Below are 26,756 nucleotides of genomic sequence, written 5' to 3'. Positions count from 1 at the left end.
ATGGCTGGCTTTAGCTACTTATAGCTGTAAAAATCACATCCTTGACGCAAATTTTTGGGATATATTCAAGCGCAGTTTACGTTCATAATCTTCTTCCAACCATTCTTTATAATTCTTTGTATTGTTCATAATACAATATGAATATTGCCTCACCCGATAGGAGATTTCTTCTTTAAGCTTTTTGGCCAGAATTCTTGCATCAAAAACATCTTCACTATTTTCAACACATATTTGGGCATGCTGTTCTATACTGCGTTCAAGTACAGTTTTAGACTTCAGACCCTGTGCAAACACCTTTTTATATTCGGCTTTAACATCAAAATCAATTTGGGTAGAATTAGCAAATTCAGCCCTTAATTCGGGAGGCATGGTATATACAAATTCACGTTCTATATCCTCATCATTCTTAATGTTTTCAAGGAAAAAATCCGGAAAGTGAAATATTTCCTGCCAGTCAATGGGTGCGTCCCACATTCCAAAACGAGATGCATTATTTCCCATATCCACAACCGTGAAATCTGTTTTATTTTCAAGAATACGAGATCCTCTTCCTATCATTTGAAAATAAAGAGTCAATGATCTTGTCGCCCGGTTTAGGATAATGGTCTCTACGGTTGGTTCATCAAATCCGGTTGTTAAAATACTTACCGAAGTCAAAATAGCATCTTGGGTTTCTGAAAACCATTCTAAGATTTCCCTTCGTTCTGAGGCACTATTCTTATTATCTAAGTGTTTAATGGGATAGCCGGCTTTTTTAAAAGTTTCATATACATAACGCGACGTGTTTATACCATTATTAAAAATCAAGGTTTTTGTTCCCTTGGCAATCTCCTCATAGGCACTTAATAATTTAACCAACATGCTTTGATTCCCATACAATTCATCGGAAGATTTTACGGTATAATCTCCACTAATCCCAAGCTTTAATGAACGTAGACTAACATCATAGCTATACATATTGGCCTTCGCAAGAAACTTCTTTTTTATAAGCGATTCAATAGATTCCCCAACAATTAACTTACTGTAGTTGTCCTTCATCGGGAGCTTAATGTTGGAGCTCAGGGGTGTAGCCGTTACCCCCAAAATAATCGATTTTTCAAAGTACTTAAAAAGCTTTCTGAAAGAATTATAATGTGCTTCATCAATTATCACCAAGCCCACATTATCCAACTCAATCATCTCTTCCTGCAGCCTGTTATTAAGGGTTTCAACCATAGCCACAAAGCACATGAAATTATCCTGGTCCTTTAATTCCTTAATTTCACTATTAATGATCATGTTCTTAACGCCAAATCCGGTCAGCATTCTGGAAGTTTGGTTACTTAATTCAATCCTGTGGGTAAGAACTACTACCTTTTTTTGAGTTTTGGCTATAAATCTTTTGGCTATCTCGGAAAAAACCACGGTCTTACCACCACCTGTCGGTAGCTGATAGAGTAGATTTACATCTTCTGAAGCTTCCTCCAAAAAGGAAAATATTGTATTCAGATCCTGTAATTGGTAATCGTAAAGTTTTTTTTCTATTTGATCTGTTTGTATCTGCAAAAGCGAATTTTCATTGATAGATTTAAGGAAATACTTATCTTGAAGTTGTCGTAACTCCAATTTTGCAAAATTATATGTTTTTTATACTTAAAAGAAATTATAAACCTGAAAACTACAAGTTAATATCCCTTTTCACGATTAACTATATTATTCAAAGGCAATCCTTCTTTTAATCTTCCGTAGTTTTCTAATAATTGTGGTATTACAGATTCAATATCAGAAACACTGGCAATATGTGGTGTAATATTTATTTTTGGATGCGTCCAAAAGGGATGTTCGACTGAAAGTGGTTCCTCATGAAAAACATCTAATCCTGCTCCTGCCAGATGTCCGTTGTTAATGTATTCCAACAGGTCTTCATCTACTAAATGACCACCTCTTGCAACGTTAATAACATAGGATTGTTTTGGTAACTCTTTAAACAATTTACTGTTTAATATTCCAGTAGTTTCCCGGGTTAATGGCAATAAACAAACAACTATATTACTCTTGGACAGAAAGGTGTTTTTTTCTTTATCACCGGTGTATACTTCTACACCGGGAATAATTTTAGGCGAAGTTGCCCATCCAATTACTTTAAATCGGTTTTTGATAAGGTCTTCTGCGAGCTTCTCGCCTAAAGCTCCCATACCCATAATTCCCACAGTAACATCAGAAATCCTCTTATATTCCTGAGGGTACCATACCTTCTTCATTTGATCTGTCCTGTAGTTATTAAGGTTTTTGAAAAAACTAAGTATCAAAGCCAAAACAAATTCAGACATATCACTTGCCAAAACGGGATCTACTACCCGAGTTATTGGGATATTTTCAGGAACGGACTGGTCTTTGAATATAAAATCGACCCCGGCGCCCAATGAAGCAATACATTTAAGGTTGGGATATTGCTTTAGAGAATCGACTGGCTGTTTCCAAACGCAAGCCAGAGTAATTTCTTCTTTTGGGTGTTCTTCCAGATAGCTGTAAATCGAGATATCCGGAGCTTTGGCCTTTAAAGCTTTCTTCCATGAATCTATTTTATTGTCTTGTCTTATAATTACAATAGCCATTTACGTTCTAAAATTTTAAAATAAACAAACATTTAATTAGTTGGCAGAGCTTTAAGTTTTCCAGACTTAATCAATTATATCCAGTGCTCTGGTAAAACCCTCAGAATACTCCCATTTTTGTTCCAATGTAGTATTATATACTTTTATAATTCGATCTTTAAAGTCGGGGAGCATTTCATAAAAAGAAACATGATGAATGAGCTGTGTAAATGAATTAAGCATGCTTTTATAAAACGAATCAGGAACGTTGCGTTCGCGTGAAAATGATTGTGCTACTTCAAGGTTAAAAAGCATAACATCTGCTATTAAATAAGGAGCCATGCCCAATTTTAAAAACTGCTTTATATACTTTTGTGCGACTGACCTTCTGGCTCTTGCTTTTTTTCTTTTAAGAGGAAAGTATTCATTTGAGATTTTTACTTTAGCCTCCTGTACCCATTTATCTTCTCTGGGATTAAAAACAAAATCATAATATTGTTTAACAGCCGGGAAACGGTCATATAAATCAACCATTTGCTCTTCTAATTCTGGCTTTTTAAGACCCGTCAAATACTTTTTTAGCGCTCGTTTACTCATTATACGGCTATAAAGATAGTATTGTTCGCTTTAATCAGCATATAAAGTAAAGCAAAATAGTAATAAATAAGGCCCTTAACAGATATATGGAACTGTCATAATTTATGTAAAACATTAGTGGTTTAGGTTTGGAAAAGACAGAATAAAACATTATACTGAGAAATTATAAACTAATAATCTAGACAATATATATGAGGCAACTTAAGATTATCAAGCAGGTAACTAATAGAGAATCAAAATCATTAGATAAATACCTGCAAGATATCAGTAAAATAGAACTGATTACGGCAAATGAAGAGGTAGAATTAGCGCAGAAGATCAGGACCGGCGACCAGGCTGCACTGGAAAAATTAACAAATGCCAATTTGAGATTCGTAGTCTCCGTGGCAAAACAATATCAAAATCAAGGATTAAAGCTTCCCGATTTAATTAATGAAGGTAATGTAGGGTTGGTAAAGGCTGCCAAAAGATTTGATGAAACCAGAGGATTTAAATTTATCTCCTATGCGGTTTGGTGGATTCGCCAATCTATTTTACAAGCGTTAGCGGAACAATCTAGAGTTGTTAGATTGCCTTTGAACAAAATTGGATCTATTAATAAAATTAAGAAGACTTTTTCCTATTTAGAACAAGCGCATGAAAGACCTCCTTCTGCTGAGGAAATTGCAACCGAACTGGAAATGAGTGTTAGTGAAGTAAAGCAGTCCATAAAAAATTCAGGCAGACATGTTTCTATGGATGCACCTCTTAAAGAAGGTGAGGATTCCAATTTATATGATGTTATGCGATCTGGTGAATCTCCCAGACCCGATAAAGATCTGATGCAGCAATCCCTTAATACGGAAATAAACCGGGCTTTAGAGACCTTGTCGCCAAGAGAAGCAGATGTTGTCAAACTTTATTATGGTATTGGCGACCAACAGTCGATGACCCTTGCTGAGATTGGACAAACATTTGACCTTACCAGAGAAAGGGTTAGACAAATACGGGAAAAGGCAATTCGAAAATTACGTCATAATTCCAGAAGTAAGCTGCTTAAAACCTATTTAGGTTAAAAACAAAAATAAAGCCCGGTAAAACCAGGCTTTAACTAATAATCTGTTAAATAAAACACTTAAGAACAGCTTAGTTTGTGAATATTGTAATCCAATAGAATTTCATTAAGATCCTCAATGAAATTTAAATACGCGGTATTGTCTTGATTCTGGTTTGCCATAATAATAATTTTTAAAAAGAAAAAGCCGAGTGGTCTATAAATAGTCCAATTCGGCTAATTCGTTTAAACTTAAAATTTCATTCAAATCTTGGAGGAAATTTAAATACTCCTCCCCGTAGGTGTCGTATAACATGGTAAGATTGGTTTTTACATTATTGAGATTTGGGTATCAATAATCATATAGTAAACGTAAAAAATCCAATAATATTACCCAATTAAATGTGGTGAAGCCAGTAAATTTTGTTGTAAACTATCAATTTGTATTGGTCAGGAAAGGAATTAGAACTTTGTATGATATCTAAATCCGGCAGAAAGCGCCAAAAAGAATTTACCCGGGTCAAATACTAATTCCTGTCTTGTTATGCCTAGGCTGGCTCTGTAGCTGTTCGTAAAACTTTTGGCGGTAAACTGGTATTCGAAAAGAAGTTGCTGAGATTCCACAAAAAGCAGTGTCTCTGCAAGTACTATATCACTATCAGAGATGAGTTGCTTAATTTCAGGCGAATAACCCAATATCAGGTTTATCCCAAAATAATTTTCACGATCCTGAAAATACTTTCGGGCTAAAAGACTTCCGGAGACACCAATAGGCCCATCTGTTCTTGGGGTAATGTACGGTCTTAAAGAAAAATAATAATCCCCGTTATATAGCCCTAAAGAACCGGTATAAATTATAGCCCGGCTGGTTACGAAATCCAAATAGCGCATTCCCGCTGATACTTCCAGCGCTTTTGGGAGATTAGCAAAAAGTTCAGCCCCTGCTCTATGGTTTGGAAAAATCCTCGAATTAGAATACCCATAATTCGTATAGGCATAGAAGGTTTTTGAAATTTTTGGATAGAAATCCATCTCATATTGTAATCCATTGATATTAAAACGGTTGCTGTAATTTACCCTGGGTATTATTTTTCCAATTTCAGTTTCGCGAATATACTCCACCCCGGAATAAAGCATAGGGTCGTATACGATATCAAATACATCTAAGGAATTAACAATTCCTATTCTATTCTTGTATGATTTAGCCTCTGTTTCCTTTAATTCATCTTCGGCACTCGTTTCAGTTGCATTTTGTTTGCTGTAAATTTCATTTACAATATCATTGCGTAAATTCTGCAAATCAGAATCATCTTTTATAAAAGTTAGTGCTTTGTTTGCCAGACCTAAGGCGATGGTATAATTCTTCGCATACATTTCATTTTTGATAGCAGCTATCCACACTTCCTTATTCTGTCTTTCTACTGAAGTTATTTTATTGAAATGCTTCCTGGCTTCATTATGATTGCCATCCCAACTGTATGTTTTTGCAAGTAGGTTTCTCACATCGGTATAATCCGGGTATTTAGAAAGAATAAGCCGTAAGGTGTCTCTGGCCATTCCATGATATCCTTCAAAAGCAAGATCGCGGGCAATAAAGAATGAATTATCCTGATTGCCCTGATATGCCAGGTCCTGTGTCATGCCTTTTTGAAGGAAAAACAACAGAAATAACCCTAAATATATTATTCGATATAACATTAGTTTCTATTCGAAATTAAGGGTGATTCCCCAATTGATTTTATTAAGTTTTTTTGACTGTTTTCCTTTTCTTCAGTTTTCTCAATTTTCTGCTGAGCCCGCTTCATTTTGTTTTGTACTTCTTTATTCTGAATGTTATTTCTTTCTATAGAACGTTGAAGAGACAAAGCGCGCTGGTTATTATCTGACCAGAAAAAGACATCTAATAAAGCAGCATAGCCATCAGCATATATAGGATACTTATGAATAGCTCCTTCCAGTATTTCAATTGCTATATCATACCGACCCTCCCATGCATGAATTCTTCCCATTAATATTTCTGTATCCGCATGACCGGGTACCTGAGATAAGATATATCCTCCTAAAAGCAGGGCCCGTTTCGTATCACCATCAAAGGCTAATTCTTTTGCAGTATTGTATGCATTATCAAAGTCTTTACCATTAAAAACACTGTTTATCCAGACCATTTCTTCTTTGGAAGGATTACTTTTTAATTGAGCAAATAAGTTTGATGAAGAAGGAATAATTTTATCATTGTTCATGACATATTTATTGACCGTTTTGAAATACTTAAAATGTTCTTTCACTTCCTGCTTTAAAACTGAAGGATCCGGATCTATCAATTTCAGTTCACTATCGAGCTTAAATAAATTACCGCCAGTAAGAAAATGATTGCCGTAAACAAAATCCTGAATATTGCTATTATGCCTGAAAAGAGGAATCTTCTTAGTTGAGTCAAATACTCCAGCATGAATAAGTCCTCTCCCCAGCCAGGCAACTTCTGATGGAATTATCATATCATATCGCGATTCTAATAACCCCAGGATTGCCGGCGCTACATCTTCATGGGAAACCAAAGAAGCTATCTTTGCTGGCTGTTTTAATAAAGGACTGTATATGAGCAAGGGCACCCTATATCTTCCCAAATTGTCTTTCAGTGGCAGATCAGTAAGGTTATGACTGCCTGTAATAATAAAGATGGTGTTATCGTAATCCTCATTGCTGGCATATGAAGAGAAAAATGATTTTAACGCGCTATCAGTATATAAAATACTGGCAAAAATCTCTTTATTCTTCTTCACCAACTTTGAAGTCCTGGACTCCATTTTGCCTTTAGCCAGAACTTTGTCCACCTTAAGTATATAAGCCTCTTTTTCAGGAATAAGGAAGGGTTTTTTAGAACTTAAGGTAAAAAAGACATCTAATCTTGGATTATTAGAACCAACGAGATCATTTTGCCATTTCTGAAAGAGTGCTTTATCCGGATATCCAAGGGATATACCGGCTGCATCTTCATTTTGTTTCAGATATCCGCTGCCAAACCCTTTGTTGTCTAAAATAAAATCTACTCTTTCTTCATAGAGAAATTTGTCTAATTGATTATGTGCACTGTTCCCTCCGTAGTTAAAAGAAGTAGTATAGTCATTTTTTTTAAGGACCCCATAAATAGTCTGTCTGGCAGGGGAAGCAGCCGTATTGGTAAAACCATTATCTCCAAACGGCAAAGAACCTAATAAGCATGGTAAAGCAGCATGGCTTTCTCCGGCATTGCTCAAATAATTGTTCCAATATAAGGATTTGGTCTGAAGCGAATCTAAAAAAGGGGTAAATCCACGATATATTGCCCTATCACCAGCAAAATCTGATCCCAGACCGTCAACTATTATAAATACCAAATTGGGCTTTTTATCTCTTAAATTAAAATAGGGAGCAAGGCTTTTATTTGAAACATAGTTGCGTAATAGAGGATACTCTTCTTCTCCTTCATACTTGTTAAAATCAAAAAGCTCATCAGCAACGCTATAGGCTAAATACTGTAGTTTATTTTCATTAACAGGGTTTTTATCGGAAGTTAAGGTGGCCAGAAATAAACTTAAAAGAATAATGGTCAGTGGAAACATCCGGCTTATAGTTCCATACACGGAAGCTGTTAATTTATAAAAGAGGTATAGCAGTCCTGCCATTAAAGGGAGTAAAAGCAAGATAGAGAGCAACAAGGTAGCTGTTGATGTTCTGCTGGCATAAACTTCTAAAAATCCGGCACCAAGTATGTCGTAGTTACGCACATAGAATTCTATAAGTAAGCCCTCAAGAATTAAAATAACAATGAATAGTAAGCATGTCACTTTAAATCCCAAAGAATTTTTCTTATCCTCCAAATAATTAAATATAAAAGCCATAAAAAGGCCGATCATGGCTGTAAAACCAGAATGATGTACAACTAAAAGCAACAGGCTTTTAGTAAATACTCCATCGAGAACCCCCGCCATATACAGGCGTAGGTTTTGATAAATGGACAAAACCACCATACATATAAAAAAGGCCATTATAAGACGTATAAAGTCCCTTAGGGTCTTTCGCCCGGCATTCCGCGATATGTTAGTGACTATCTGCATTTTATTATATTTTGGCAAATCCTTTCCGTACCTGTGATCCCCAGCCGGATTTTACCCTAAATAATTTTTTATAATTACCCCGAATAGCAGACCAAACTACTAATGGGTGAAATGTAAATGGTTCAATTATGGCACAAAACATTAGAATAAGTATGTCTTTTGTCCTGGTATACTGATTATAAGAATACACATCCCAAAGAATTGCATAGAATGAAAACATAATGGAAAATGTATAGACTGTAATTGTAATAGCCAGAAAGAAGTCCAAATTTAAAATTCCCATATAGCAAAATATAATAATGGAAAAAAACCCTATGAATTCTAAAATTGGCGCCAGCCATTCATAAAAAAACCAATACGGATAACTAAGCATTCCAAGTCGGCCAAACTTGGGGTTAAAAAACATGTCTTTATGTGTAAACAAGGTTTCCAGGTTTCCACGTGCCCATCTATCTCGCTGATTCACAAGATTTTTAGTGCTTTCCGGAACTTCAGTCCAACAGAGTGAATCCGGGATATATTCGATCGTATAGGGAAGTTGGCGCTCATGCATATGACGCCTCATTCTAAATACAATCTCCATATCCTCTCCTACTGTTTCAGTGTCATATCCACCTACTTCCAGGGCTATTTCCCGATCGAAGAATCCAAAAGCTCCTGAAATGATCAAGAGACTATCTATTCGGCCCCAGGCCATTCTTCCTAAAAGAAAAGACCGGGTATACTCTAGTAATTGGAATCTGGCCAGCCAATTTTTTGGTAGTCGAATCTCCTCAAGAGTTCCACCGGAAATTTTACAGGAATTAGCAACACGAATTACACCGCCAACGGCAATTACCCTTTTTTGAGTTCTTTGATAAAATGATTTTACAACATGCAGTAGCGCATCTGGTCGTAAAAGGCAATCCACATCTATACAGCCAACATATTTATTTTCAGATAGTTGAATGCCTGTATTTAACGCATCAGATTTACCGCCATTTTCTTTGTCAATAACTGTTAGCTTTGAGAAGGAGCGCTGCCTGGATTTGTACACACCCCGTATAGGTTTTGAGCTCCATTCAGGATCTATTGTGCGTTGCACTTTTTCCAGATCATAGGCGTCTATCATATTCTGTAAGGTGTTATCCTTACTACCATCATTAACCACCATTACCTCATAATTCACGTATTGAAGGGAAAGAAGAGATCGAATGTTTTCAACTATGGTCAACCCCTCGTTATGGGCCGGAGCAATAATAGTAATACTTGGCGCCAAAGGTGAAGCCATTATTTTAGACAAATCAACGAAACTGTTTTTCCTTCTGTAGTGGATAGATTTTCGGGTAGACAGATATCCCATAATGCTGAACATGGTGAAAAGCACCACTGTAAACACAAGAAATACAATGTTTAAATATTCTATTAATATGTTGAATAAACCACTATCCATTAAACTTCTCCTTAAGTTTTTTAGGAAATAAGATTATGTTTCTCATAAGTGAACCAAATATTTTATCTTCCTCTTTATCCGTTTCTTTATAATCTGTTTTATCTGGCTGCAGCCCCATTTTTATCACCTCCAATGCGGTATCCATTAATTCAAAATCCAACTCATAAAGATGTTTCTCATTATTATCTTTTTCATTGGTTGAATCATCTAAAAAACAGTACTCCAGGGACTTCATATTTTCCTCTTCCATATCCGGAAAACTTCCGGACTTCATATTTACCGAGCTTATTACTTTCGTTTCTTCCTTATCAGAATATGTATTCTCAGCTCCTTGCCCATTAGTGTGAATTTGTTCTATAGTAGTCTCGTCGGGCATTTCAGGCGCTAACAGTTTATGTAACTCCTTTAATATTGATTCTGCTTTAGCACTTACCTTTTTGTCACTATCTTCCAGGAGTGTTTTTAAGAAATGAACTTCTTTCTCATCGCCCACAGCCAATATTTCATCTAATAAGATGAGTTTGGACTCTGTGTCGCAGGTTCGGAATAATTCCTGAAAAATGCTGAATCCATAAAAATCTGGAGTGGAATTATCATCATTATTTTCCTCACCCTCAATATTTTCATGCCAGGTCGAAGAATTTAAAGCAGCTGATTGAGCCATATTTCCGGCTCGTTCAGATTCGCTCACTAATGCCATCCAGTCTATTGAGTTTTTGGCTTTGGTTTCAAAACTTTCGAGTTTTTGTTCCGGCAACCAATCAACTTGTGGTATTTTGTTCTGCAGATTTGAATTTTTTTCTTCTCTAACTACTTCCTCTTCCGTTACTTCCATAGCTAATATGTCTTTATCAGCAGCCACTGCCAAATCTTCTGACTCTTCCTCTATATTACTTTCTACTACCAAGGGCAAAAATTCCAATTCTGTATCTTCCTCACCTTCATATGCATCATCTGCACTATGGGTTTTGATATTATCAAGAATTGCCTCTAATTCTTCTTTAAAACTTTCCTCTTCCAAAATTTCTTTCGTTTCAACATCACTATTCTCAACAGTTTTAGGATCCACGGTAGATTTTAGTTCCTCCTCTTCTGATATCAATGGCAAGAAATCCAGAGGCAAATAGTTCACTTCCTGATCCTCCGATTCATTAAATTCCGTAAGGATGTCCTCCAATTCCTCCATAAAGCAGAGATCAAAAATAATTTCATCCTCAACTTCCGGATCTAAATGATTCTGCAGATCTTTTGAGTCTTCTTCATGGTTTGAGGCTGACAGGCTGTCTTCCAGTTGTATCTCCTTGTTATTCATATCTTCTGTTAATTGGGTAGAATTGTCTTCTACATTATTTTCAAAATTCTTGGTGGCAATACGCTTATCAATTCCTTCTGTTGGGACATAGGTTTCTGGGGCTATAGCATTAATTGTACTTATTGCTTTACTTTTCACAAGGAAGTTTGATTCTTTATTTAATATGATTTGAAGAAATTCTATATCCTGTGCTTTCCCTAATGAAGAAATGGTGTCAAGAATCTGTAATTTAATATCCACACTACAGTTTCGAAAGACAGATTTTAACACAGGTGCAGCTTCAAAAACACCGAAATCCTTAATACACTGAATGGCTTCTGATTTAATCTGGTCATTCCTGTGCTTTACCAATTCTATCAGAGACTTATTGGCGTCATTTTGGTTATAATGCTTTATGAGTCGAATGGCAAATAATACGACATCCCTGTTTTTGGAGGTAAGCCATGCTTTAAATCGCGGAGGTGTAAAGTCCTCAAAATTCCTGAGTACATCCAGAAGTTTTAATTGTTGCCACTCAGAGATTCCATATCTCGTGGAATCTAAAAAATACGCAATACCTTCATGTTTTAGAGTAACCGTTGCTATTTGCGCTTGTTTACGTACTACGCCTCTTTTATCATTTATGAACTTTTTTATAAACCCATAAGCAGCTAATACTCTCATTTGGGTTAATTCAAGTATTCCCTTGGAAACGACCTCCCAGCGCCAGCTCCTTAATTTATTAAAGGCATCTAAATGTAGCTCCAGGTCCTGGTACAATTTATAGATGCGATTACGAGAATCTCCCGAAAGGTCTTTTTTAAGATCTAACAAGATCTCTGTTAAGACTAATCGGTTAAAGGGTGTTTTCAATAAATCCCGAATTTCAATTTTTAATTTTATGTATTCATAGTTTTCATCCTTAGTGGCATCTGTCTCGTGGAAGAGAAAATTACTGATGATGGGAGCCAGGATCTTTTTTTGCCCGGCTACTTTTGACGCTTTAGCAGAAAGACGGTTCCTGAATATAAAAACACCTAAAAAGAATATGATTCCGAGTCCGGAAAACAATATTGTTAAATCCCACAAAAGATCCATATGGATCTTTGGTGCACTTATCAGCGTAAAGCCGTGATATGTTGGTGAGATTAATTTCAAAAATTATTGTTTGTTTAATTCCCTTCCTACCCTAACCAAAAGTTCAGAAGGACTCACCGGTTTAGATATGAAGTCATTTGCTCCTAACTCAAAAGCACTAAGGACGTTTTCTTCGTTTCCTGCAGATGAAATAATGATTATTGGAATCTTTGAATCCAATTGGTTTCTTACATAATCTATGAGTTCAATTCCAGAGAAATAGGGCATCATTATATCGCTAACAATAATATCGGGAGTTGCCCTTCTAAGATATTCTTTTACATCCCTGCCGTCATTTGCTACGTGGACATTATAACCCCCTTTTTGAAGTCTATAATCCAATAAAGATGCTAACAACTCATCGTCCTCCGCTAATAGTAGATTTTTCTTTACCATCCTGCTAGTTCCTATTTTTCTTTATTCGCCTTAATTCTTCATCAATCATCTTTTCTGCTTTCGGATATTCCTGTACAAATCTGTTTAGCAGAAATTGCATATGATTTTCATCTTTAGTGGTCTTTGCGGCGGTATCTAATTGCTCAACAATGGAAAATAGCTCCATTGTCTGCATCATTTTTAAACCACATTTGATCTTGTGTGCTGCGAATGCAACCCCTTCTATATCGCTATCTTGCAGTTTCATTTTAACATTGCCAATAAATTCAAGGGCATTCCTTTTGTAAAGCTCAATCAGCTCCTCCAGCAGCTCCAACTCACCCATGCAGTCTTCTAGAACAGAATTAAGGTCGAAGCGCGAATCAGTTACCGATATATCGACTTGATTATCGTTCGATGAGGCATTTAATTTAAAATTAGTTTGCTGGTCATTCCTGTTTTTAATTAGTTTTGAAAGTAATTCTTCCGGGCTAAACGGCTTAAGGATGAAATCATTTATTCCATTTTCTTCACATTCGTTTTTATCGTCGATAGTGAAGTCTGCTGTGAGGGCTATTATGGGGATCTCTGCCACTTCTTTTTTAGTGCTCTTTCTAATTTTTTGTGTTACTTCAAACCCGCTCATTATAGGCATTCGGAGGTCCATAAGTACAATGTCAATTGCAGTAGTTTGAAGGAGATTCAAACCATAGATGGGGTTTTCTGTAATATAGGTTTTACAGCCCCACGAATTTAATCGACGTTCTATAAGTCGCTGATTTAACGCATTGTCTTCAAATACCAGGATCTTCATTCCTTTAACCTCTTCCGAAGAGATTTCTGTTGGTTTAGATTTAGATATCGCAGCAGATAAACCTTTTGTATAAGGCAGCGTAAATCTAAATGTAGTACCAACGCCAAGCGTACTTTCAACTTTAATTTCCCCGTCTAGTTTGTCAACAATCTGCTTTACAATATTCAATCCAAGCCCGGCGCCTCCATATTTAGAAAATGTCTGTTGATTAGCTTGTTTAAATGAGCCAAAAATATGTTCTAAATCATCCTTAGAGATTCCGATTCCGGTATCAGTAACAACAAAGTCTAATGTAACTTTTTCCTGATCCTGCCTGTGTAGTTTAATTTTTAGCATTATCTCGCCCTCTTCTACAAACTTTATAGAATTACCAAGAAGGTTTAATAATATTTGTGAAAGCTTGGAAGGATCACCAATAAGGTTCCCGGGGATATTCGTGTCAATGTCTACTTCGAGTTGAACATCTTTACCCAGCATAAGCGTATTACAGAGATAAACAACATCCTGTATAATGCTGAAAAAATTAAAATCCAGCATTTCAAAATTTTCCAATCCGGCCGAAAGTTTGGAGTATTCCAAAAGTTCGTTGATAATATCCATTAGGGAATTGGAAGCCGATTGAATGGCGTTAACCTGATATTGTTGGTCTGCGGTTAATTCTCCCTCTTTTAAAAGGTCTGCAAAGCCAATTATTCCGCTTAGTGGCGTTCGTATCTCATGACTGACTGTGGCGATCAGCATTTCCTGAGCATTTTGTAACTGCTCTTGTTCTTTTATTGAATCTGTTTTGGAATCCAGATCAAGTGGAATATCTTCTCCCCAAATCCGTTTTTCAAGATGGGTTTTAAAGGCTTCAAATGATTTTTTAAGACGTGTGGCTTCATCTGCAGATAATTCTTCAAATGAAAAATTATTAAGAGTCGTCTCCAGTTCCGACAATTGAGAAAGTAGGTTTTTTGGTTTCAAGGGGTAATTTTAGGTTAGTTATAGGATTGGAAATGCAAAAGGGTGATTCTTCCCAGGGCCTTCTCAAACTTCAATTTTCTAAACTTTAACATGTCTAAAAATCCCTATTTACAGACCCTCATGCAATTAAATGTTACCTAGGGCGCGTATTATGTTGTCAAATTGCTTTATTTGTAGGTATAAATCTTATCGTATGCGACATATTATTGGCTTTTTCTGTCTTTTATCGACCATTGGGTGCAATGAATCCAAAACTTCAAAAAAACCAGACCTTGAGGCCACCGCCAGACAGATCCATGAAAATGTAATTACGGTTGATACGCATAATGATATTAATGTGAAAAATTTTACTGACAGTATAAATTATACCCAGGATCTGGAGACCCAGGTTAATTTACCGAAAATGAAGGCGGGAGGGTTAGATGTGGCATGGTTTATTGTCTATACCGGTCAGGATTCCTTAAACCCTGTGGGTTATGCCAAAGCAGAGGCAAATGCCATGGCCAAATTTAATGCTATTCACCGTTTGTGTGATACATTCGGTTCCGGAGAAATTGATCTTGCCAGAACTTCCGAAGAGGTTAAGGCTATTCATAAATCTGGTAAAAAAATAGCTATGATTGGTGTGGAAAATGCATATCCGATTGGTGAGGATCTATCCAAATTTGAACAATATCAAAAATTGGGCGCAAGATATATCTCCCTTGCCCATAACGGTCATAGTCAATTTTGTGATTCTAATACAGGAGAAAAAGACAATATATGGTTATATAATGGTTTAAGTAAACTAGGTGAAAAAGCTGTTTATGAGATGAATAGATTGGGTATTATGATTGATGTATCACATGTTTCAAAGGAATCTATGATTCAGATTGTATCTTTATCCAAAGCTCCAATCATTGCTTCTCATTCTTCAGCACGCGCGCTTTGTGATCACAGCAGAAATTTAGATGATGAGCAATTAAAATTACTCCAAGAAAATGGTGGTGTGGTGCAAACAGTGGCCCTGGATGCCTACTTGAATACAGCAAAATATGATAAGAGGGAAAATTACATGAAAGGGATATACAAGCACATTGCAGATTCGCTTGGAATAAAATGGATTGAAAAATCGCAATTGGGACTACTCACCGAAAAAGAACAGGATGATTATCTTGAAAATTCCAATAGAGTTGTCGAATTAGCAAGAGTAATTGTTGCTGACAGAAACGATGTACCGCCCGAAGTGGATGTGTCAGACTTTGTAGACCATATAGACTATATGGTTAATCTTATAGGGATAAACCACGTAGGAATAAGCTCTGACTTCGATGGTGGCGGTGGTATTAAAGGATGGTCCGATGCTTCCGAAACCTTTAATGTAACCTTGGAATTGGTAAAAAGGGGATATTCTGAATCCGAAATTGAAAAATTATGGGGTGGCAATTTACTACGAGTACTGGATGAGGTTCAGGAATATGCACGTTCTTTGAAAAAGTAATAGCAATGTAAAGCATTGGTGAATAGCTTAAACTTAATTTTCCGTTTAAACCTAAAATGGATTGAACATTCTATATTTCTCAGAAAAAGTCAAAAGTGTTAACAAATAATTGGGGAAGAATACTAAATAATGTTAAGCTAACAATAAACTTTTCTTAATTCCTTTTTAGTGAGAGATGAAATTGAATAGATTTAAGAAACCTAAACAAATTTCATCATGCAAACAATCAGCAAATACTTCGTTGCCCTTCTTCTTGCTTTTTTCTCCAATTATGTAAATGTGTCTCCAACTGATTCTGATATGCAGGCAGGAATTCATGAAACCCATATTAAACTCAAGAAACAATCAGACTGCAACAAGATGAAAAAGAGTTATTCTGTATTCGAAAATTATAGCTAAATCATCATGGAGCCAGCAGGAATAGCATATCACAATTCCGATCCGTGTTTCACGATTTTCAAAATACCGCAGTGGCGAGCTGACTTATATAAGTTCTTGTCCGTTACATTTTGGGGAGGCTTACCTGGCAATTTGCAGCGAAGTATTTCCGCTTTCTATTCTAGGGTTTATGACAAACCTTTTACTAAATATATCATTGCTCCTTATATAAGGTATTATTATAGGGATCCCAATTACAAGGACAAATTTCTCCCTCCGGAGGGGAAAGAGGATTTTGGAAGTTTTCAGGATTTTTTTATTCGAAGGTTCAAGATGCTTCCCGTAAGTAATAGTCCCTGGGTTTGGCCCTGCGAGGGTTTGCTTTGTGATGAAGGAAAAGTCCATGAATTTGGAACCTCAAAAGTTAAAAGTGATATACGCACTATTGAGACAATTTTTGGAGTATCCAAGGGAGACATTCCACCTGCTTATAGTTTTACAAACGTTTTTTTGCATAACAAAAATTACCATCGGATACATGCTCCCGTAAGCGGCACTATTACCAGAATTCAGCATATACCGGGAGACCTCATAGTATTACGCCCATGGATATATAAACAAAATCCATCCTTACCCGCATTCAGGAATGAACGCTATAATATTGATATTACTGATAATAAAGGGAGAATCTGGTACCTATCTGTTGTTGGAGGCCCAGGGGTTGGCAGTATAAAACTTCCTAAATCTATAACTTTGGACGGTTATGTTGAAAAACTTGATGAATTGGCTCTGTTTTATCTGGGTTCCACCTGCTGTATGGCTGCTCCTGAACACCCAAAGTATCATCATAAAAATACCTTTGTAGAAGTAGGTGCAAGCTATTGATTAATTAATATTCCCAGCTAAGGTTTTTGGTACATTAAGGTTTATCCTGAATTTTTCATTTATCTTCCTTATAAAAAAAGCGGCCAGCAAAGGAGATTCCAATTCCATATTCTGATGAATAAAAAAATGGATGTTAGTAAGCCCCAAAGTATGCCAATGCCATAGGCGCTCTACCCATTCATCAAGACGGTCATAATCACTTTTATGATTAGCCCCAACAAAACGAACAAAGGCTTCGTTATTGGTGAGTCGCATATGCATAATATCTCTTCGTCCTGCCGTGTCTACCAGAATATTAGCAATCTTCTTTTCTTCCAGTAAATTGTAAAGCTCATTGGCTACATACTCATCATTAAACCAATCAGTATGCCTAAATTCCAAGGCAAGTGGAAACTCTTTTGGCCAGTAATCCACCAATCGAACTACCCTATCCCAGTTTTTTGGGCCGAAGTTTGGGTGCATTTGCAAAAAAATGGTCCCCAATTTATCTTCGAATCCTGCAGTGGCCAAAAGGAAGTTTTCAAGTGCGGGATATGCCATGTCGTTTAAGCGTCTCAGATGACTCACATTTTGAACCACCTTGGGAAAAAATTTAAATGTATCTGGGACCATATGATACCAGTCATTATATTGTTTAACGGGAAAGATGCGGTAAAAGGTGGCATTGAGTTCTATACAATTAAATTGACTGCTGTAATAAGGTAATTCTTCCTTTGTCCCACGGGGATAAAAATTTTTAAGTTCCTGCCGATTCCACTTGGCGCATCCTACAAATATTTTTAACGGGTCTTTACCGGCATCAGAATGTAATACATCCGCTAGGTTAGGATGGTCCTCAGGAAGGGATAAATCTATAAGATCCGGGCGGTCTACCTTACCAAATTTCATGCTGCATCCTATTACTTTTAAACGATGATGAAATTACATATAATTCATAATACGTTTGTAAACGAACTTATGCAAATAGGCTATTGCATTATTTTCATTGAAATTCCGCCTGTTCATAAACCAGTTAACAACTAATTACTATCCAGGCTTAGGATAGGTGGCGTATTTTCTAATTTTATAGAAACTCCTACAGATGAACCAAAGATCTGCTGACCTCCTAAGCCTAAGGCCGGAGATTCCCAATGCCAAAATAACCCCTTACATGAGTAAAGACGAGCAATTCCAGAACAGTACGCTACGTCCTATAATCAAATTTCAAAACCCATTATTAATCGAAGCATTTAAGAATTACATTATTAAACATAAGAATGCGTTTTATCAATTGAACATTGAAAAACGATTAGATTATATAGAAAATGCTATTCAAAAGGATATCAAATTCCGAAACTCACTGAAGGGTATAATAATAGGGCAGTTTACCGTTGAAGAATATATGGCCTATATTCAAAACTCTTCTACGCTAAACAAACGGATGATGAATATCGTAGTTGAGCGCCTAAAAGACCAGGTACAAGCTTTCGAAATTACAGTATTAGTTTAGGAGGGATTCTCCATTAAGATTAGTTGTCAGGATTTCACTCATTAGATTAAAATAGGGTCTGATTTCTTTAAAGGATTTATTTACTTCTACAATAAAATCCTTATTCAACACTTCTTTATCTGTAAAATTTCGCACAAAAATAAACGCTTTTTTCCTGATCAGATCAATATTAGGATCGTCCTTACTAAATCCTTTAGGAGCTGTTTTAACTTCGTCACCAACCAGTTCTCCCCAAGTATTCTTAAAGGAAGGCTTATTAATTAATTCTCTTAAAGCTGTTGCATCAAGCTCAAGTTCCTTCCGAATACGTAAAAGATCTTCCTTATTTGGTTCCCAAAAACCGGCAGCCATAAATGATCCTCCAGGTCGGATCTGTAAATAATATCCCCCTCTAAGCTTAGCGCCTGCCCTTGAAAAGGAACCCGCAAAATGAGATTTATACGGCGTTTTATCTTTGGAAAATCTTACATCTCTGTAAATTCGAAACATTTTTAGTTTTTCAATTTCATCATGCTCTTTCATCTTATCCATCAGACTGTTGTAAAATCCTTTTACACCAGTTTCCAAAGATTTGAATTCTGACTTATTCTGCTCAAACCATTCGCGATTATTGTTTATTTTTAGTTCGTTCAAAAAACGAAGCGTGTCTTTAGTAATTACTGTATCTGCCATTCGACTAAGCGGTATAAAATTTATGCTAAAGTTAACCATTTTGGGCTAGATGCTTTTTGAATATTGGTTAATTTTGATACTCAACTTTATACAATGGACAAGTCAATAATCGTAAAGAAAATTATAGAAAATAAAAAGCAGCCTAATCTCAGATTTCGGCTTAAACGAAAGGTGGAAGATTTTACAGACCTTCTATTCCTTACATTATTTGACATTGAAACTCCTGTTGAGACAAATATTGAATCTCTGGAAATTAAATTTGATGAGTTGATAAATCTGGCTTGTTGGGATGTTGAAAAACCCTGTACCAAAATATGGGGCAATTATTTGGAAAAACTGCCTATGGTCCTTGAAAAGCTAAATTTAGACGCAGAAGCCATAGCCAGCTGTGATCCGGCTTCCTTGTCTATTGAAGAAGTTTATATGGCATATCCCGGCTTTTATGCGATTGCTATCTATCGCCTGGCACATGAATTGTATAACAAGGGTTTCCCTCTTGTTCCAAGATTAATGACAGAATATGCTCACAGACAAACCGGGGTAGACATAAATCCAGGTGCTCAAATAGGAGAATCTTTTTTTATTGATCATGCAACCGGGGTTGTTATTGGGGAAACGGCAATAATTAAAAACAATGTAAAGATCTACCAGGGGGTAACACTAGGAGCGTTATATGTAGCTAAAAATTTGGAGAGGACCAAGCGCCATCCTACTATTGAGGATAATGTTACTATATATGCAAATGCCACTATTTTAGGTGGTAATACTATAATTGGAGAAAATTCCGTAATTGGGGGCAATGCCTGGGTAACTTCATCTGTAGCTCCCAATTCTACAGTTTTTCATAGCGCTGAAATAAAAATAAAAACCTCGCCTAATGTCTCATAGTATTCTAGATCTCATAGGGAACACGCCTCTTGTGGCCTCAAGATCTTTAAATGTAAACCCCGGCGTTACTCTTCTGTTTAAGATGGAAGGGCATAATCCCGGAGGCAGCGTTAAGGACAGAGCCGCTTATAATATGATCAAAAGCGGGATAGAACGAGGAGAGATTAACGGCAACAGCAAATTAATTGAGGCAACCAGTGGGAATACCGGAATTGCTTTGGCTATGATTGCCGGTATATACAAGCTAAATATTGAATTGGTAATGCCCAAAAACTCAACTAAGGAAAGGGTGCAAACCATGCGTGCATATGGAGCAAAAGTTACATTAACCAATGCCGAATTGGGGATAGAAGGCGCCCGGGATTATGCAGAGGCAAAGGTAATAGAAGATGGTTATCAAATGCTTAACCAATTTGCAAACGACGACAACTGGAAAGCGCATTACGCCACTACCGGCCCGGAAATATGGAGGGATACGGCAGGGAAAGTCACCCATTTTGTTTCCTCCATGGGAACAACCGGAACTATTATGGGGACGTCTTCCTATTTGAAAGAGCAAAACAAAAATGTGACCATTGTAGGTGTACAACCCAAGGATGAATCCAAAATTCCCGGAATTAGAAAATGGCCCAAAGAATACCTTCCAAAGATCTTCGACCCTTCAAAAGTTGATCAGATAATGGAAGTAAGCGAAGATGAAGCCAGAATTATGTCTAAACGCTTAGCCAAGGAAGAAGGTATTTTCGCAGGAATGAGCAGTGGTGGGGCAACGGTAGCTGCTTTAAAACTAGCTGCGAGTCTTAAAAGCGGCCTGATTGTTTCCATTATTTGCGACCGGGGTGACCGCTATTTATCTTCAGATTTATTTGACTGATAAGAGGATAGAATTTCCTGAACCCCAGCACGATAAACCTCGAATTCATTTAAATTATTATGCTGCCCGCCCTTTATTGTAAAGAAGGTATTTTTATCGACTGAGACGGAATTAAAAAGGCGTAAGCCCGAATTATAGGGCACTACTCTATCTTCTGTGCCATGAAAAAATGCTATTGGACAGCTCACTTCTGAAATGTACTTATACGTTTTTAATGGATATTTTAAAAACCATTGAACCGGTAAATACGGAAAACGGTTTTTTCCCAAATCCAAAAGACTGTAATAAGGTGTTTCCAGGATAAGGCGAAACGGGCTGTTTTGCGAAGCAACCCAAGTTGCGATCCCAGTGCCCAGTGAACGACCGTACAATGTAATTCCCGACTCATCATAATGTTTTAAGGCGTATTCATAAAATAGCTGTCCGTCATTAAAAAGTGCTTCTTCACTAAGCTTACCGGTGCTTTTTCCGTAGGTTCTGTAGTCCATAATAATTACATCATAGTTCTTTTCAACAAAGAATAGTGCAATATTTCCCCAGCGTGTAAGATCGCCGGCATTACCATGGTAATAGACAATAACTCCTTCAGGCTGCTCCTGTTTAAAATGTATGCCATTTAAAACGGCACCATCATCAGCTGTTAAAAAGATCTCCTCAAAAGGCTGAGTAAAGGAATAAGTATAATCTGTGGGCAATGTGGAAGGTAAAAAGATAAGTTTTTCCTGAAGAAAATAGAGCATAGTAGATATAAGTAGATAAACTGTTAATAAGAATAGAACAGCTTTTTTTAGTTTAACCATTTAAACTTTTAAATTATGTTTTACATGAATACTGGAACCTTTGAGATCAACCTTTGTTGGTCTTTTTGTTATGATTTCACTCAACATTTTGTGGTAAGATTCGAATGTATTCAAATTCTTGTGCCCTCCACCAATCACCGTATATAAGGTTGTTGTAGTTGGTTTTATTTTGGATAGCTTAACACTTGTCTTGTAAGGAATCAACTTATCATCTGTTCCATGTATTATATGGATAGGGCAATTTACGTATTGCAGCCATTTATAGGTAGGCATTGGAAATTTAAGCAATATCGAAAGAGGCATAAAAGGAATGTATTTTTTGGCCACCTTGCTTAAACTGTAGTAGGGAGCATCCAGTATCAGCATTCTAGGATTGTTCATAGATGCTAGTTTGGCAGCAAAACCAGAACCTAAAGAGCGACCATAAAGTATGATATACTTTTCGTCAACGTTCTCCTTTATTTTATTGTAGATTACCTGCATATCCCGCTTAATAGCTTTCTGCGTGCGTCTACCTGTGCTTTTACCAAAACCCCTGTAATCTACCATTAATACATCATAGCCATGCCTTGTAAAATCCACTGCAAACTTCCCCCATCCTTTTATGCTTTTGGAATTTCCTTTTAGATAGAATACAATCCCTTTAGGCTGCTGTGCTTTAAATCTAAGTCCATTTATTATTGCCCCATCCCTTGTTTCAACATTATATTCCTCTATTTCCTGGTGCTCATATTGAAACAGAAAATCTTTTGGAAGTTTTTCGGGTTTAAACATAAGGTAATCCTGAAGTAAATAAACTAGCGCACTAATTACGACATAGGCCAGAATCAACAAAACAACAATATAACCCCAATTTGGCATAGAATAACATTTGTTTCAATGTACAAAAAATTCTATTTACAGGATTTATTCAAATTCAAGCTTGTACAATATCAGCCCAGAACCGGGAGCGATATATGAAATCTTTATATCTGTATCCTCCGTTAAGGATCTTTCAATTTCATCAAGGCTAAGAAGACCTCTGCCTAATTGGATTAACGCACCCATAATCATCCGAACCTGGTAACGCATAAATCCTTTACCGCAGATTCTTAGTACATAACTGCTCTTCGGAAAAAAACTGGCTTTAATTTCCGTATTCTTCATAATTTCACAATAAGAAAGTGTTCGTGTTACTTGTTTGTTCTCGCCGGGTTTTGCTGTATAGGCCTTAAAATTGTGGGTCCCTTTATAAAGTATTGCAGCTTTTGTCATAATGTCAATATCGAGATCCTCTAAAATGTTTGCCATAAATGGAGCACAAAAAGGATGGTTTTTTTCACCATAGGAAAAAAAATAACAATATTCTTTCAATTTACTATCCTTAATTATATTAAAGTTTTTATCCACTTTATCTACTTTAATTACTTTAATATCAGATGGTAAGTTTTTATTAAATGATTTAACAAAATCTGATATATCTGAAATAGGTGTTTCTTCTATAATCAGTTCGAATGCTGCATCGAGCGCGGAAACTTTTGCATCTGTCCTCCCTGCACCTAAGATTTTAAGTTTCTGCTGGGGCAGAATATATTTAAGTGTTTTAAGAAGCATTCCTTCTATAGTTCTTTGCCCTGGCTGTTTTTGCCATCCACTATATCTAAAACCTAAAAATTGAACTCTTATTAAATAATAATGACGTCTTTTCATAAGTGTTAAGATAAATAATTGTGCTGTTTAACGACAGGAATTTCGAAAACTTTGGATTTATTAGTGCAATGCTGTTACTCTACAGTTTTACCATATAGCATCCGACCTAAGTCTGAACTATACAGAATTTATAAAGTCGGATTTACATTTTTTTGTATTTTGTATACTATAAACAAACTAAACTGAAACAAAATGAGTGAGAAATCAAACAAAAAACCACCTGTCTGGTTTTGGATTGTGAGCATTGTCGCATTATTATGGAACCTTATGGGGGTTATGGCTTATCTTGGTCAGGCTTATATGACTGATGAAATGAAAGCAGGATACACCCCAGATCAATTAGCACTAATGGAGAGTACTCCGGCATGGGTTACGGCTGCATTCGCCATAGCTGTATGGGGAGGCCTTTTGGGATGTATTGTCCTTTTGCTAAGAAGAAAGTTGGCAAAACCTGTACTGATGTTATCCCTTATTGGTATTCTGGTGCAAATGGCACATTCATTTTTCATGACTAATGCCGCAGAAATTTATGGCCCTGTACAAGGCGTAGTTACTCCAGTAATTGTTATTATTATAGGTATTGTCCTGGTGCAATTCGCTCGCATTGCGGAGAAACGTAATTGGATTTCATAGATAGACACTATTCCAACTAAAAAAGGCGCATTTTTAAATATGCGCCTTTTATTGATTTATTATCATCTTGTTTATTATTCGGGTCTTATGACAGATCCAGCAAAGTTAAGTTTTTCCGGGATATATACTTTGGGAGATCATCAGCCTAATCAAATGAAGTATTTAGAAAATGGAAACCTACATGGTTTTCGCAACAACTTTTTGAGGTTACTCAACATTGTTTGCGCTTCATCGAATTTTTTCAAATAAAGAATATAGGCTTGCGTTAAAAACTCCAATGAGGTTCCCCAAAGCCTTGCAACCTACTTATATGAAGGCAATTTTAAATTTTTTCTCCTGGAGGATATGTTTGGTACTATCCATTGCGGTATTAGCAATTCTTATTGTTTTTAATTTTTATGGCTTGTACACCGATAAGTTTTACTTTTTCAAATTTGACAATTATATATTTCCATTGTTCGCAGTAGTCCATTTTATTTTTCTTTATGTGCTATGGTTCAAAATTAAAGAGCGGGAATACACTGATCCACAAATGCGCAATCTGGAATATGCCATGTATGGAATTTTTCTTATTTACATGTTTAAAATTATGGATACGGCCTATATATTGCAAAGCTATTATGAATATCAGGATCACATCATTCCAGAAGCATTTATACCTGTCGGCATATTTATTTTCCTATTGCAGTTCTTCTTGCTTTTCCTGACCATATTGACGTTTAAACACAGAATGGTAATGGTGGGTCCATATAACTTTGATAGCATTAATGAAAATATTGATTCCTGGCAATAACGAATTTCTATTATGTTATGGCAATGCAAAGGACCTTAGATGAATTTCTAAGGTCTTTTCATTTAAAACAATGAAACCTTAATACTATGTAATTCTCATGATTACATAACAAATAAAAGCGATCGTGATTTCCACGTGATCACAAAATTCTAAAATTTTGATTGAAGTTATGTAAGGAAAATGTGATTGTTTCGGCTACTATGATAATAATGCATCTTCATGATATCGCTATTATACCTTATTGAGTCACTCTAAAAAAGTAGCTCATTTATTTTAACCATAGAATATACGGAAAGGGTTAAGAATTGCTATGAAGATAAAAGCCCTTTTAATAAAGGGCTTTTGTTATTTAATATTCGCTTATAATTTACTTATAAAACTTCCATAAAGGTCTTTAAATTGATACCCCTTTTGAAATCTGCGCTTACTTAACTTTTTATTCGCCACAAGTCCCCACAATAGAAATTCCTTAAGAAAAAATGTATCCTCTTTGGGAATATCTGGCTGATGCCTTTTAATAAGTGTGTTTAGCTCAGGAATACTGTTGAGTGTAGCTTCATATTCATTATCGGTTAAATTGTCCATCAGATCCAATCCCTCGCTTTCAAAAAACCAATTGATTAAGTTATCATAAGGGCTTTCTGCATCTTTATGTTCCAATTTCTCAATCTTTGGAAAATAATTAGGGAATAGGGTTTTTATGGCATCTTGGAATAGTATAAGTGCAACTTTATCTCCACCCTCCTGTTCGCCTTCATATACCAGTTCTATTTTGCCAGTAATCGCAGGAATGACTCCCATAAAATCACTAAGCCTTACCCGGGTTTTATCTTCACCTGTAATCAAGGCCCTTCGCTCTGCGGTGCTTAACAGGTTTTCGAAGGCCGTAATACTTGTTCGAGCACTAACGCCACTTTTTGAATCGACATATTCACTTTGGCGTGCCTCAAAACTAATCTGCTCCAGTAAATCTTTCGCCAAGTCTGGCACATAAATAGATTTTGCCTGCCTCTCATCTAATTGAGCCTCTTGTTCGGTAATTCTTCTGGCAATTTTAATTTCTTCCGGGTAATGCGTAAGAATTTGAGATCCTATCCTGTCCTTTAAAGGTGTAACTATACTACCCCTGTTTGTGTAATCTTCAGGATTAGCAGTAAAAACAAACTGAATATCCAGAGGTAATCTCAATTTAAAGCCCCTTATCTGAATATCCCCTTCCTGCAAAATATTAAATAAGGACACCTGAATCCTTGACTGGAGATCCGGTAGCTCATTGATAACAAAAATGCAGCGGTTAGAACGTGGAATCATGCCAAAATGAATAACCCTGTCATCTGCGTAAGAAAGTCTCATATTTGCAGCCTTAATAGGATCTACATCGCCAATTAAGTCGGCTACAGTAACATCTGGCGTAGCTAGTTTTTCATAAAATCGTTCTTCCCGGTGTAACCATGAAACAGGCGTTTTATCGCCCTTTTCCTTGATAAGTTCCCTACTGAACCTTGATAAAGGCTTAAGAGGATCATCATTAATCTCTGAGCCTTCAACAAATGGTATCCATTCATCCAGTAAGTTCACCATCAACCTTGCCAAACGTGTTTTGGCCTGACCTCTAAGCCCTAATAAATTTATATTATGGCGCGATAAAATTGCACGTTCTAACTCAGGAATCACCGATTCTTCATACCCCCAAATACCGTGGAAAGTCTCTTCTCCTTTGCTTATTTTATCCCGTAAATTTGATCTTAATTCATCCTTTATACTCTTACTTTGATAAGCGGCCTTCTTGAGTTCTCCTAAAGTGGATATGTTTTTATAATCTATTTTCATAAGAATTTAATTATCTATATAGCAATATATTAC

The 26,756-nt window shown here is 36.3% G+C and carries 24 protein-coding genes; 9 read left to right on the top strand and 15 right to left on the bottom strand.

Annotated elements, in window-relative coordinates:
- Positions 1-33: 33 nt before the first annotated feature.
- The 3 genes from Q0874_RS09305 to Q0874_RS09295 all read right to left on the bottom strand — a co-directional run bounded on the left by Q0874_RS09305 (position 34) and on the right by Q0874_RS09295 (position 3,170).
- Positions 34-1,545 carry a DEAD/DEAH box helicase family protein gene (locus tag Q0874_RS09305; RefSeq protein WP_299163227.1) on the bottom strand — a complete coding sequence of 504 codons (1,512 nt, stop codon included), beginning with the start codon at positions 1,543-1,545 and terminating at the stop codon, positions 34-36.
- A gap of 119 nt (positions 1,546-1,664) precedes the next feature.
- Positions 1,665-2,594, bottom strand: coding sequence for a glyoxylate/hydroxypyruvate reductase A (locus Q0874_RS09300; RefSeq protein ID WP_299162214.1), 930 nt, complete (start codon positions 2,592-2,594; stop codon positions 1,665-1,667).
- A gap of 66 nt (positions 2,595-2,660) precedes the next feature.
- Positions 2,661-3,170, bottom strand: coding sequence for a DUF6155 family protein (locus Q0874_RS09295; protein ID WP_299162212.1), 510 nt, complete (start codon positions 3,168-3,170; stop codon positions 2,661-2,663).
- A 191-nt stretch (positions 3,171-3,361) separates the two neighbouring features.
- On the opposite strand from Q0874_RS09295, the gene Q0874_RS09290 reads away from it, so the two are divergent.
- Positions 3,362-4,225, top strand: a complete 864-nt coding sequence (locus tag Q0874_RS09290; RefSeq protein WP_297703846.1) for an RNA polymerase sigma factor RpoD/SigA — start codon at positions 3,362-3,364, stop codon at positions 4,223-4,225.
- A gap of 440 nt (positions 4,226-4,665) precedes the next feature.
- Here the strand turns inward: Q0874_RS09290 and Q0874_RS09285 are convergent, their stop codons facing one another.
- Genes Q0874_RS09285 through Q0874_RS09260 form a run of 6 tightly spaced genes read right to left on the bottom strand, consistent with a single transcriptional unit; the run spans position 4,666 to position 14,312 of the window.
- The gene (locus Q0874_RS09285; protein WP_299162210.1) at positions 4,666-5,844 is read right to left on the bottom strand and encodes a YaiO family outer membrane beta-barrel protein; all 1,179 of its coding nucleotides are present in this window, start codon (positions 5,842-5,844) and stop codon (positions 4,666-4,668) included.
- 56 nt (positions 5,845-5,900) lie between these two features.
- Positions 5,901-8,297 (bottom strand): LTA synthase family protein, encoded by a 2,397-nt coding sequence (locus tag Q0874_RS09280; RefSeq protein WP_299162207.1) that lies wholly within the window; start codon positions 8,295-8,297, stop codon positions 5,901-5,903.
- A gap of 4 nt (positions 8,298-8,301) precedes the next feature.
- On the bottom strand, positions 8,302-9,729 hold the full coding sequence (locus Q0874_RS09275) for a glycosyltransferase (protein ID WP_299162204.1): 1,428 nt from the start codon (positions 9,727-9,729) through the stop codon (positions 8,302-8,304).
- Complete coding sequence (locus Q0874_RS09270; protein WP_299162201.1) at positions 9,722-12,178, bottom strand: hypothetical protein; 2,457 nt, start codon at positions 12,176-12,178, stop codon at positions 9,722-9,724. Before Q0874_RS09270 ends, Q0874_RS09275 begins: the two co-directional genes overlap by 8 nt.
- A gap of 3 nt (positions 12,179-12,181) precedes the next feature.
- Positions 12,182-12,553: a response regulator gene (locus tag Q0874_RS09265; protein WP_299162198.1), complete on the bottom strand. Its 372-nt coding sequence runs from the start codon at positions 12,551-12,553 to the stop codon at positions 12,182-12,184.
- Between the two features lie 4 nt (positions 12,554-12,557).
- The gene (locus Q0874_RS09260; protein ID WP_299162195.1) at positions 12,558-14,312 is read right to left on the bottom strand and encodes an ATP-binding protein; all 1,755 of its coding nucleotides are present in this window, start codon (positions 14,310-14,312) and stop codon (positions 12,558-12,560) included.
- A 193-nt stretch (positions 14,313-14,505) separates the two neighbouring features.
- Between Q0874_RS09260 and Q0874_RS09255 the strand changes: the two genes are divergently transcribed.
- From Q0874_RS09255 to Q0874_RS09245, 3 genes are all read left to right on the top strand, one after another.
- Positions 14,506-15,792, top strand: coding sequence for a dipeptidase (locus Q0874_RS09255; protein WP_299162192.1), 1,287 nt, complete (start codon positions 14,506-14,508; stop codon positions 15,790-15,792).
- Positions 15,793-16,008: 216 nt separating this feature from the next.
- A complete protein-coding gene (locus Q0874_RS09250; protein ID WP_299162189.1) occupies positions 16,009-16,191 on the top strand; it encodes a hypothetical protein in 183 nt (60 codons plus the stop codon).
- A 6-nt stretch (positions 16,192-16,197) separates the two neighbouring features.
- On the top strand, positions 16,198-17,055 hold the full coding sequence (locus Q0874_RS09245) for a phosphatidylserine decarboxylase (RefSeq protein WP_299162187.1): 858 nt from the start codon (positions 16,198-16,200) through the stop codon (positions 17,053-17,055).
- On the opposite strand, the gene Q0874_RS09240 is transcribed toward Q0874_RS09245, so the two are convergent.
- Positions 17,056-17,943: a DUF72 domain-containing protein gene (locus tag Q0874_RS09240; RefSeq protein WP_299162185.1), complete on the bottom strand. Its 888-nt coding sequence runs from the start codon at positions 17,941-17,943 to the stop codon at positions 17,056-17,058.
- A gap of 193 nt (positions 17,944-18,136) precedes the next feature.
- Here Q0874_RS09240 and Q0874_RS09235 point away from each other — a divergent pair, with 193 nt between their 5' ends.
- Positions 18,137-18,544 carry a glyoxalase gene (locus Q0874_RS09235; RefSeq protein ID WP_299162182.1) on the top strand — a complete coding sequence of 136 codons (408 nt, stop codon included), beginning with the start codon at positions 18,137-18,139 and terminating at the stop codon, positions 18,542-18,544.
- On the opposite strand, the gene Q0874_RS09230 is transcribed toward Q0874_RS09235, so the two are convergent.
- On the bottom strand, positions 18,536-19,216 hold the full coding sequence (locus tag Q0874_RS09230) for a DUF2461 domain-containing protein (RefSeq protein WP_299162179.1): 681 nt from the start codon (positions 19,214-19,216) through the stop codon (positions 18,536-18,538). The two genes, Q0874_RS09235 and Q0874_RS09230, sit on opposite strands and share 9 nt — an antisense overlap.
- Before the next feature lie 93 nt (positions 19,217-19,309).
- On the opposite strand from Q0874_RS09230, the gene epsC reads away from it, so the two are divergent.
- Together epsC and cysM are read left to right on the top strand one after the other, a co-directional pair.
- A complete protein-coding gene (gene epsC / locus Q0874_RS09225) occupies positions 19,310-20,104 on the top strand; it encodes a serine O-acetyltransferase EpsC (protein WP_299162177.1) in 795 nt (264 codons plus the stop codon).
- Positions 20,094-20,978, top strand: a complete 885-nt coding sequence (cysM, locus tag Q0874_RS09220) for a cysteine synthase CysM (RefSeq protein WP_299162175.1) — start codon at positions 20,094-20,096, stop codon at positions 20,976-20,978. The genes epsC and cysM overlap by 11 nt, the downstream gene beginning before the upstream one ends.
- Here the strand turns inward: cysM and Q0874_RS09215 are convergent.
- Genes Q0874_RS09215 through Q0874_RS09205 form a run of 3 tightly spaced genes read right to left on the bottom strand, consistent with a single transcriptional unit; the run spans position 20,951 to position 23,467 of the window.
- On the bottom strand, positions 20,951-21,778 hold the full coding sequence (locus Q0874_RS09215; RefSeq protein WP_299162172.1) for an alpha/beta fold hydrolase: 828 nt from the start codon (positions 21,776-21,778) through the stop codon (positions 20,951-20,953). The two genes, cysM and Q0874_RS09215, sit on opposite strands and share 28 nt — an antisense overlap.
- Positions 21,779-22,639, bottom strand: a complete 861-nt coding sequence (locus Q0874_RS09210) for an alpha/beta fold hydrolase (RefSeq protein WP_299162170.1) — start codon at positions 22,637-22,639, stop codon at positions 21,779-21,781.
- Positions 22,640-22,684: 45 nt separating this feature from the next.
- Positions 22,685-23,467 (bottom strand): tRNA pseudouridine(38-40) synthase TruA, encoded by a 783-nt coding sequence (locus Q0874_RS09205; protein ID WP_299162167.1) that lies wholly within the window; start codon positions 23,465-23,467, stop codon positions 22,685-22,687.
- Positions 23,468-23,659: 192 nt separating this feature from the next.
- On the opposite strand from Q0874_RS09205, the gene Q0874_RS09200 reads away from it, so the two are divergent.
- Entirely contained in the window at positions 23,660-24,100 is a 441-nt protein-coding gene (locus tag Q0874_RS09200) for a hypothetical protein (protein ID WP_299162165.1), read from the top strand.
- A gap of 310 nt (positions 24,101-24,410) precedes the next feature.
- Positions 24,411-24,893: a hypothetical protein gene (locus Q0874_RS09195; protein WP_299162163.1), complete on the top strand. Its 483-nt coding sequence runs from the start codon at positions 24,411-24,413 to the stop codon at positions 24,891-24,893.
- A 360-nt stretch (positions 24,894-25,253) separates the two neighbouring features.
- Here Q0874_RS09195 and Q0874_RS09190 read toward each other — a convergent pair whose 3' ends face one another.
- Complete coding sequence (locus tag Q0874_RS09190) at positions 25,254-26,723, bottom strand: magnesium chelatase (RefSeq protein ID WP_299162161.1); 1,470 nt, start codon at positions 26,721-26,723, stop codon at positions 25,254-25,256.
- Positions 26,724-26,756 lie beyond the last annotated feature (33 nt).

This window comes from uncultured Eudoraea sp., assembly GCF_947490415.1.
In the GTDB taxonomy this organism is placed as follows: Bacteria; Bacteroidota; Bacteroidia; order Flavobacteriales; family Flavobacteriaceae; genus Eudoraea.
This window is presented reverse-complemented; position numbering and strand designations above follow the sequence as displayed.

Coding starts and splice junctions, on each gene's coding strand:
- Q0874_RS09300 (WP_299162214.1), bottom strand. CDS start 2,594: ATGGCTATTGTAATTATAAGACAAGACAATAAAATAGATTCATGGAAG.
- Q0874_RS09295 (WP_299162212.1), bottom strand. CDS start 3,170: ATGAGTAAACGAGCGCTAAAAAAGTATTTGACGGGTCTTAAAAAGCCA.
- Q0874_RS09290 (WP_297703846.1), top strand. CDS start 3,362: ATGAGGCAACTTAAGATTATCAAGCAGGTAACTAATAGAGAATCAAAA.
- Q0874_RS09285 (WP_299162210.1), bottom strand. CDS start 5,844: ATGACACAGGACCTGGCATATCAGGGCAATCAGGATAATTCATTCTTT.
- Q0874_RS09280 (WP_299162207.1), bottom strand. CDS start 8,297: ATGCAGATAGTCACTAACATATCGCGGAATGCCGGGCGAAAGACCCTA.
- Q0874_RS09275 (WP_299162204.1), bottom strand. CDS start 9,729: ATGGATAGTGGTTTATTCAACATATTAATAGAATATTTAAACATTGTA.
- Q0874_RS09265 (WP_299162198.1), bottom strand. CDS start 12,553: ATGGTAAAGAAAAATCTACTATTAGCGGAGGACGATGAGTTGTTAGCA.
- Q0874_RS09255 (WP_299162192.1), top strand. CDS start 14,506: ATGCGACATATTATTGGCTTTTTCTGTCTTTTATCGACCATTGGGTGC.
- Q0874_RS09250 (WP_299162189.1), top strand. CDS start 16,009: ATGCAAACAATCAGCAAATACTTCGTTGCCCTTCTTCTTGCTTTTTTC.
- Q0874_RS09245 (WP_299162187.1), top strand. CDS start 16,198: ATGGAGCCAGCAGGAATAGCATATCACAATTCCGATCCGTGTTTCACG.
- Q0874_RS09240 (WP_299162185.1), bottom strand. CDS start 17,943: ATGAAATTTGGTAAGGTAGACCGCCCGGATCTTATAGATTTATCCCTT.
- Q0874_RS09235 (WP_299162182.1), top strand. CDS start 18,137: ATGAACCAAAGATCTGCTGACCTCCTAAGCCTAAGGCCGGAGATTCCC.
- Q0874_RS09230 (WP_299162179.1), bottom strand. CDS start 19,216: ATGGCAGATACAGTAATTACTAAAGACACGCTTCGTTTTTTGAACGAA.
- epsC (WP_299162177.1), top strand. CDS start 19,310: ATGGACAAGTCAATAATCGTAAAGAAAATTATAGAAAATAAAAAGCAG.
- cysM (WP_299162175.1), top strand. CDS start 20,094: ATGTCTCATAGTATTCTAGATCTCATAGGGAACACGCCTCTTGTGGCC.
- Q0874_RS09215 (WP_299162172.1), bottom strand. CDS start 21,778: ATGGTTAAACTAAAAAAAGCTGTTCTATTCTTATTAACAGTTTATCTA.
- Q0874_RS09210 (WP_299162170.1), bottom strand. CDS start 22,639: ATGCCAAATTGGGGTTATATTGTTGTTTTGTTGATTCTGGCCTATGTC.
- Q0874_RS09205 (WP_299162167.1), bottom strand. CDS start 23,467: ATGAAAAGACGTCATTATTATTTAATAAGAGTTCAATTTTTAGGTTTT.
- Q0874_RS09200 (WP_299162165.1), top strand. CDS start 23,660: ATGAGTGAGAAATCAAACAAAAAACCACCTGTCTGGTTTTGGATTGTG.
- Q0874_RS09195 (WP_299162163.1), top strand. CDS start 24,411: ATGAAGGCAATTTTAAATTTTTTCTCCTGGAGGATATGTTTGGTACTA.
- Q0874_RS09190 (WP_299162161.1), bottom strand. CDS start 26,723: ATGAAAATAGATTATAAAAACATATCCACTTTAGGAGAACTCAAGAAG.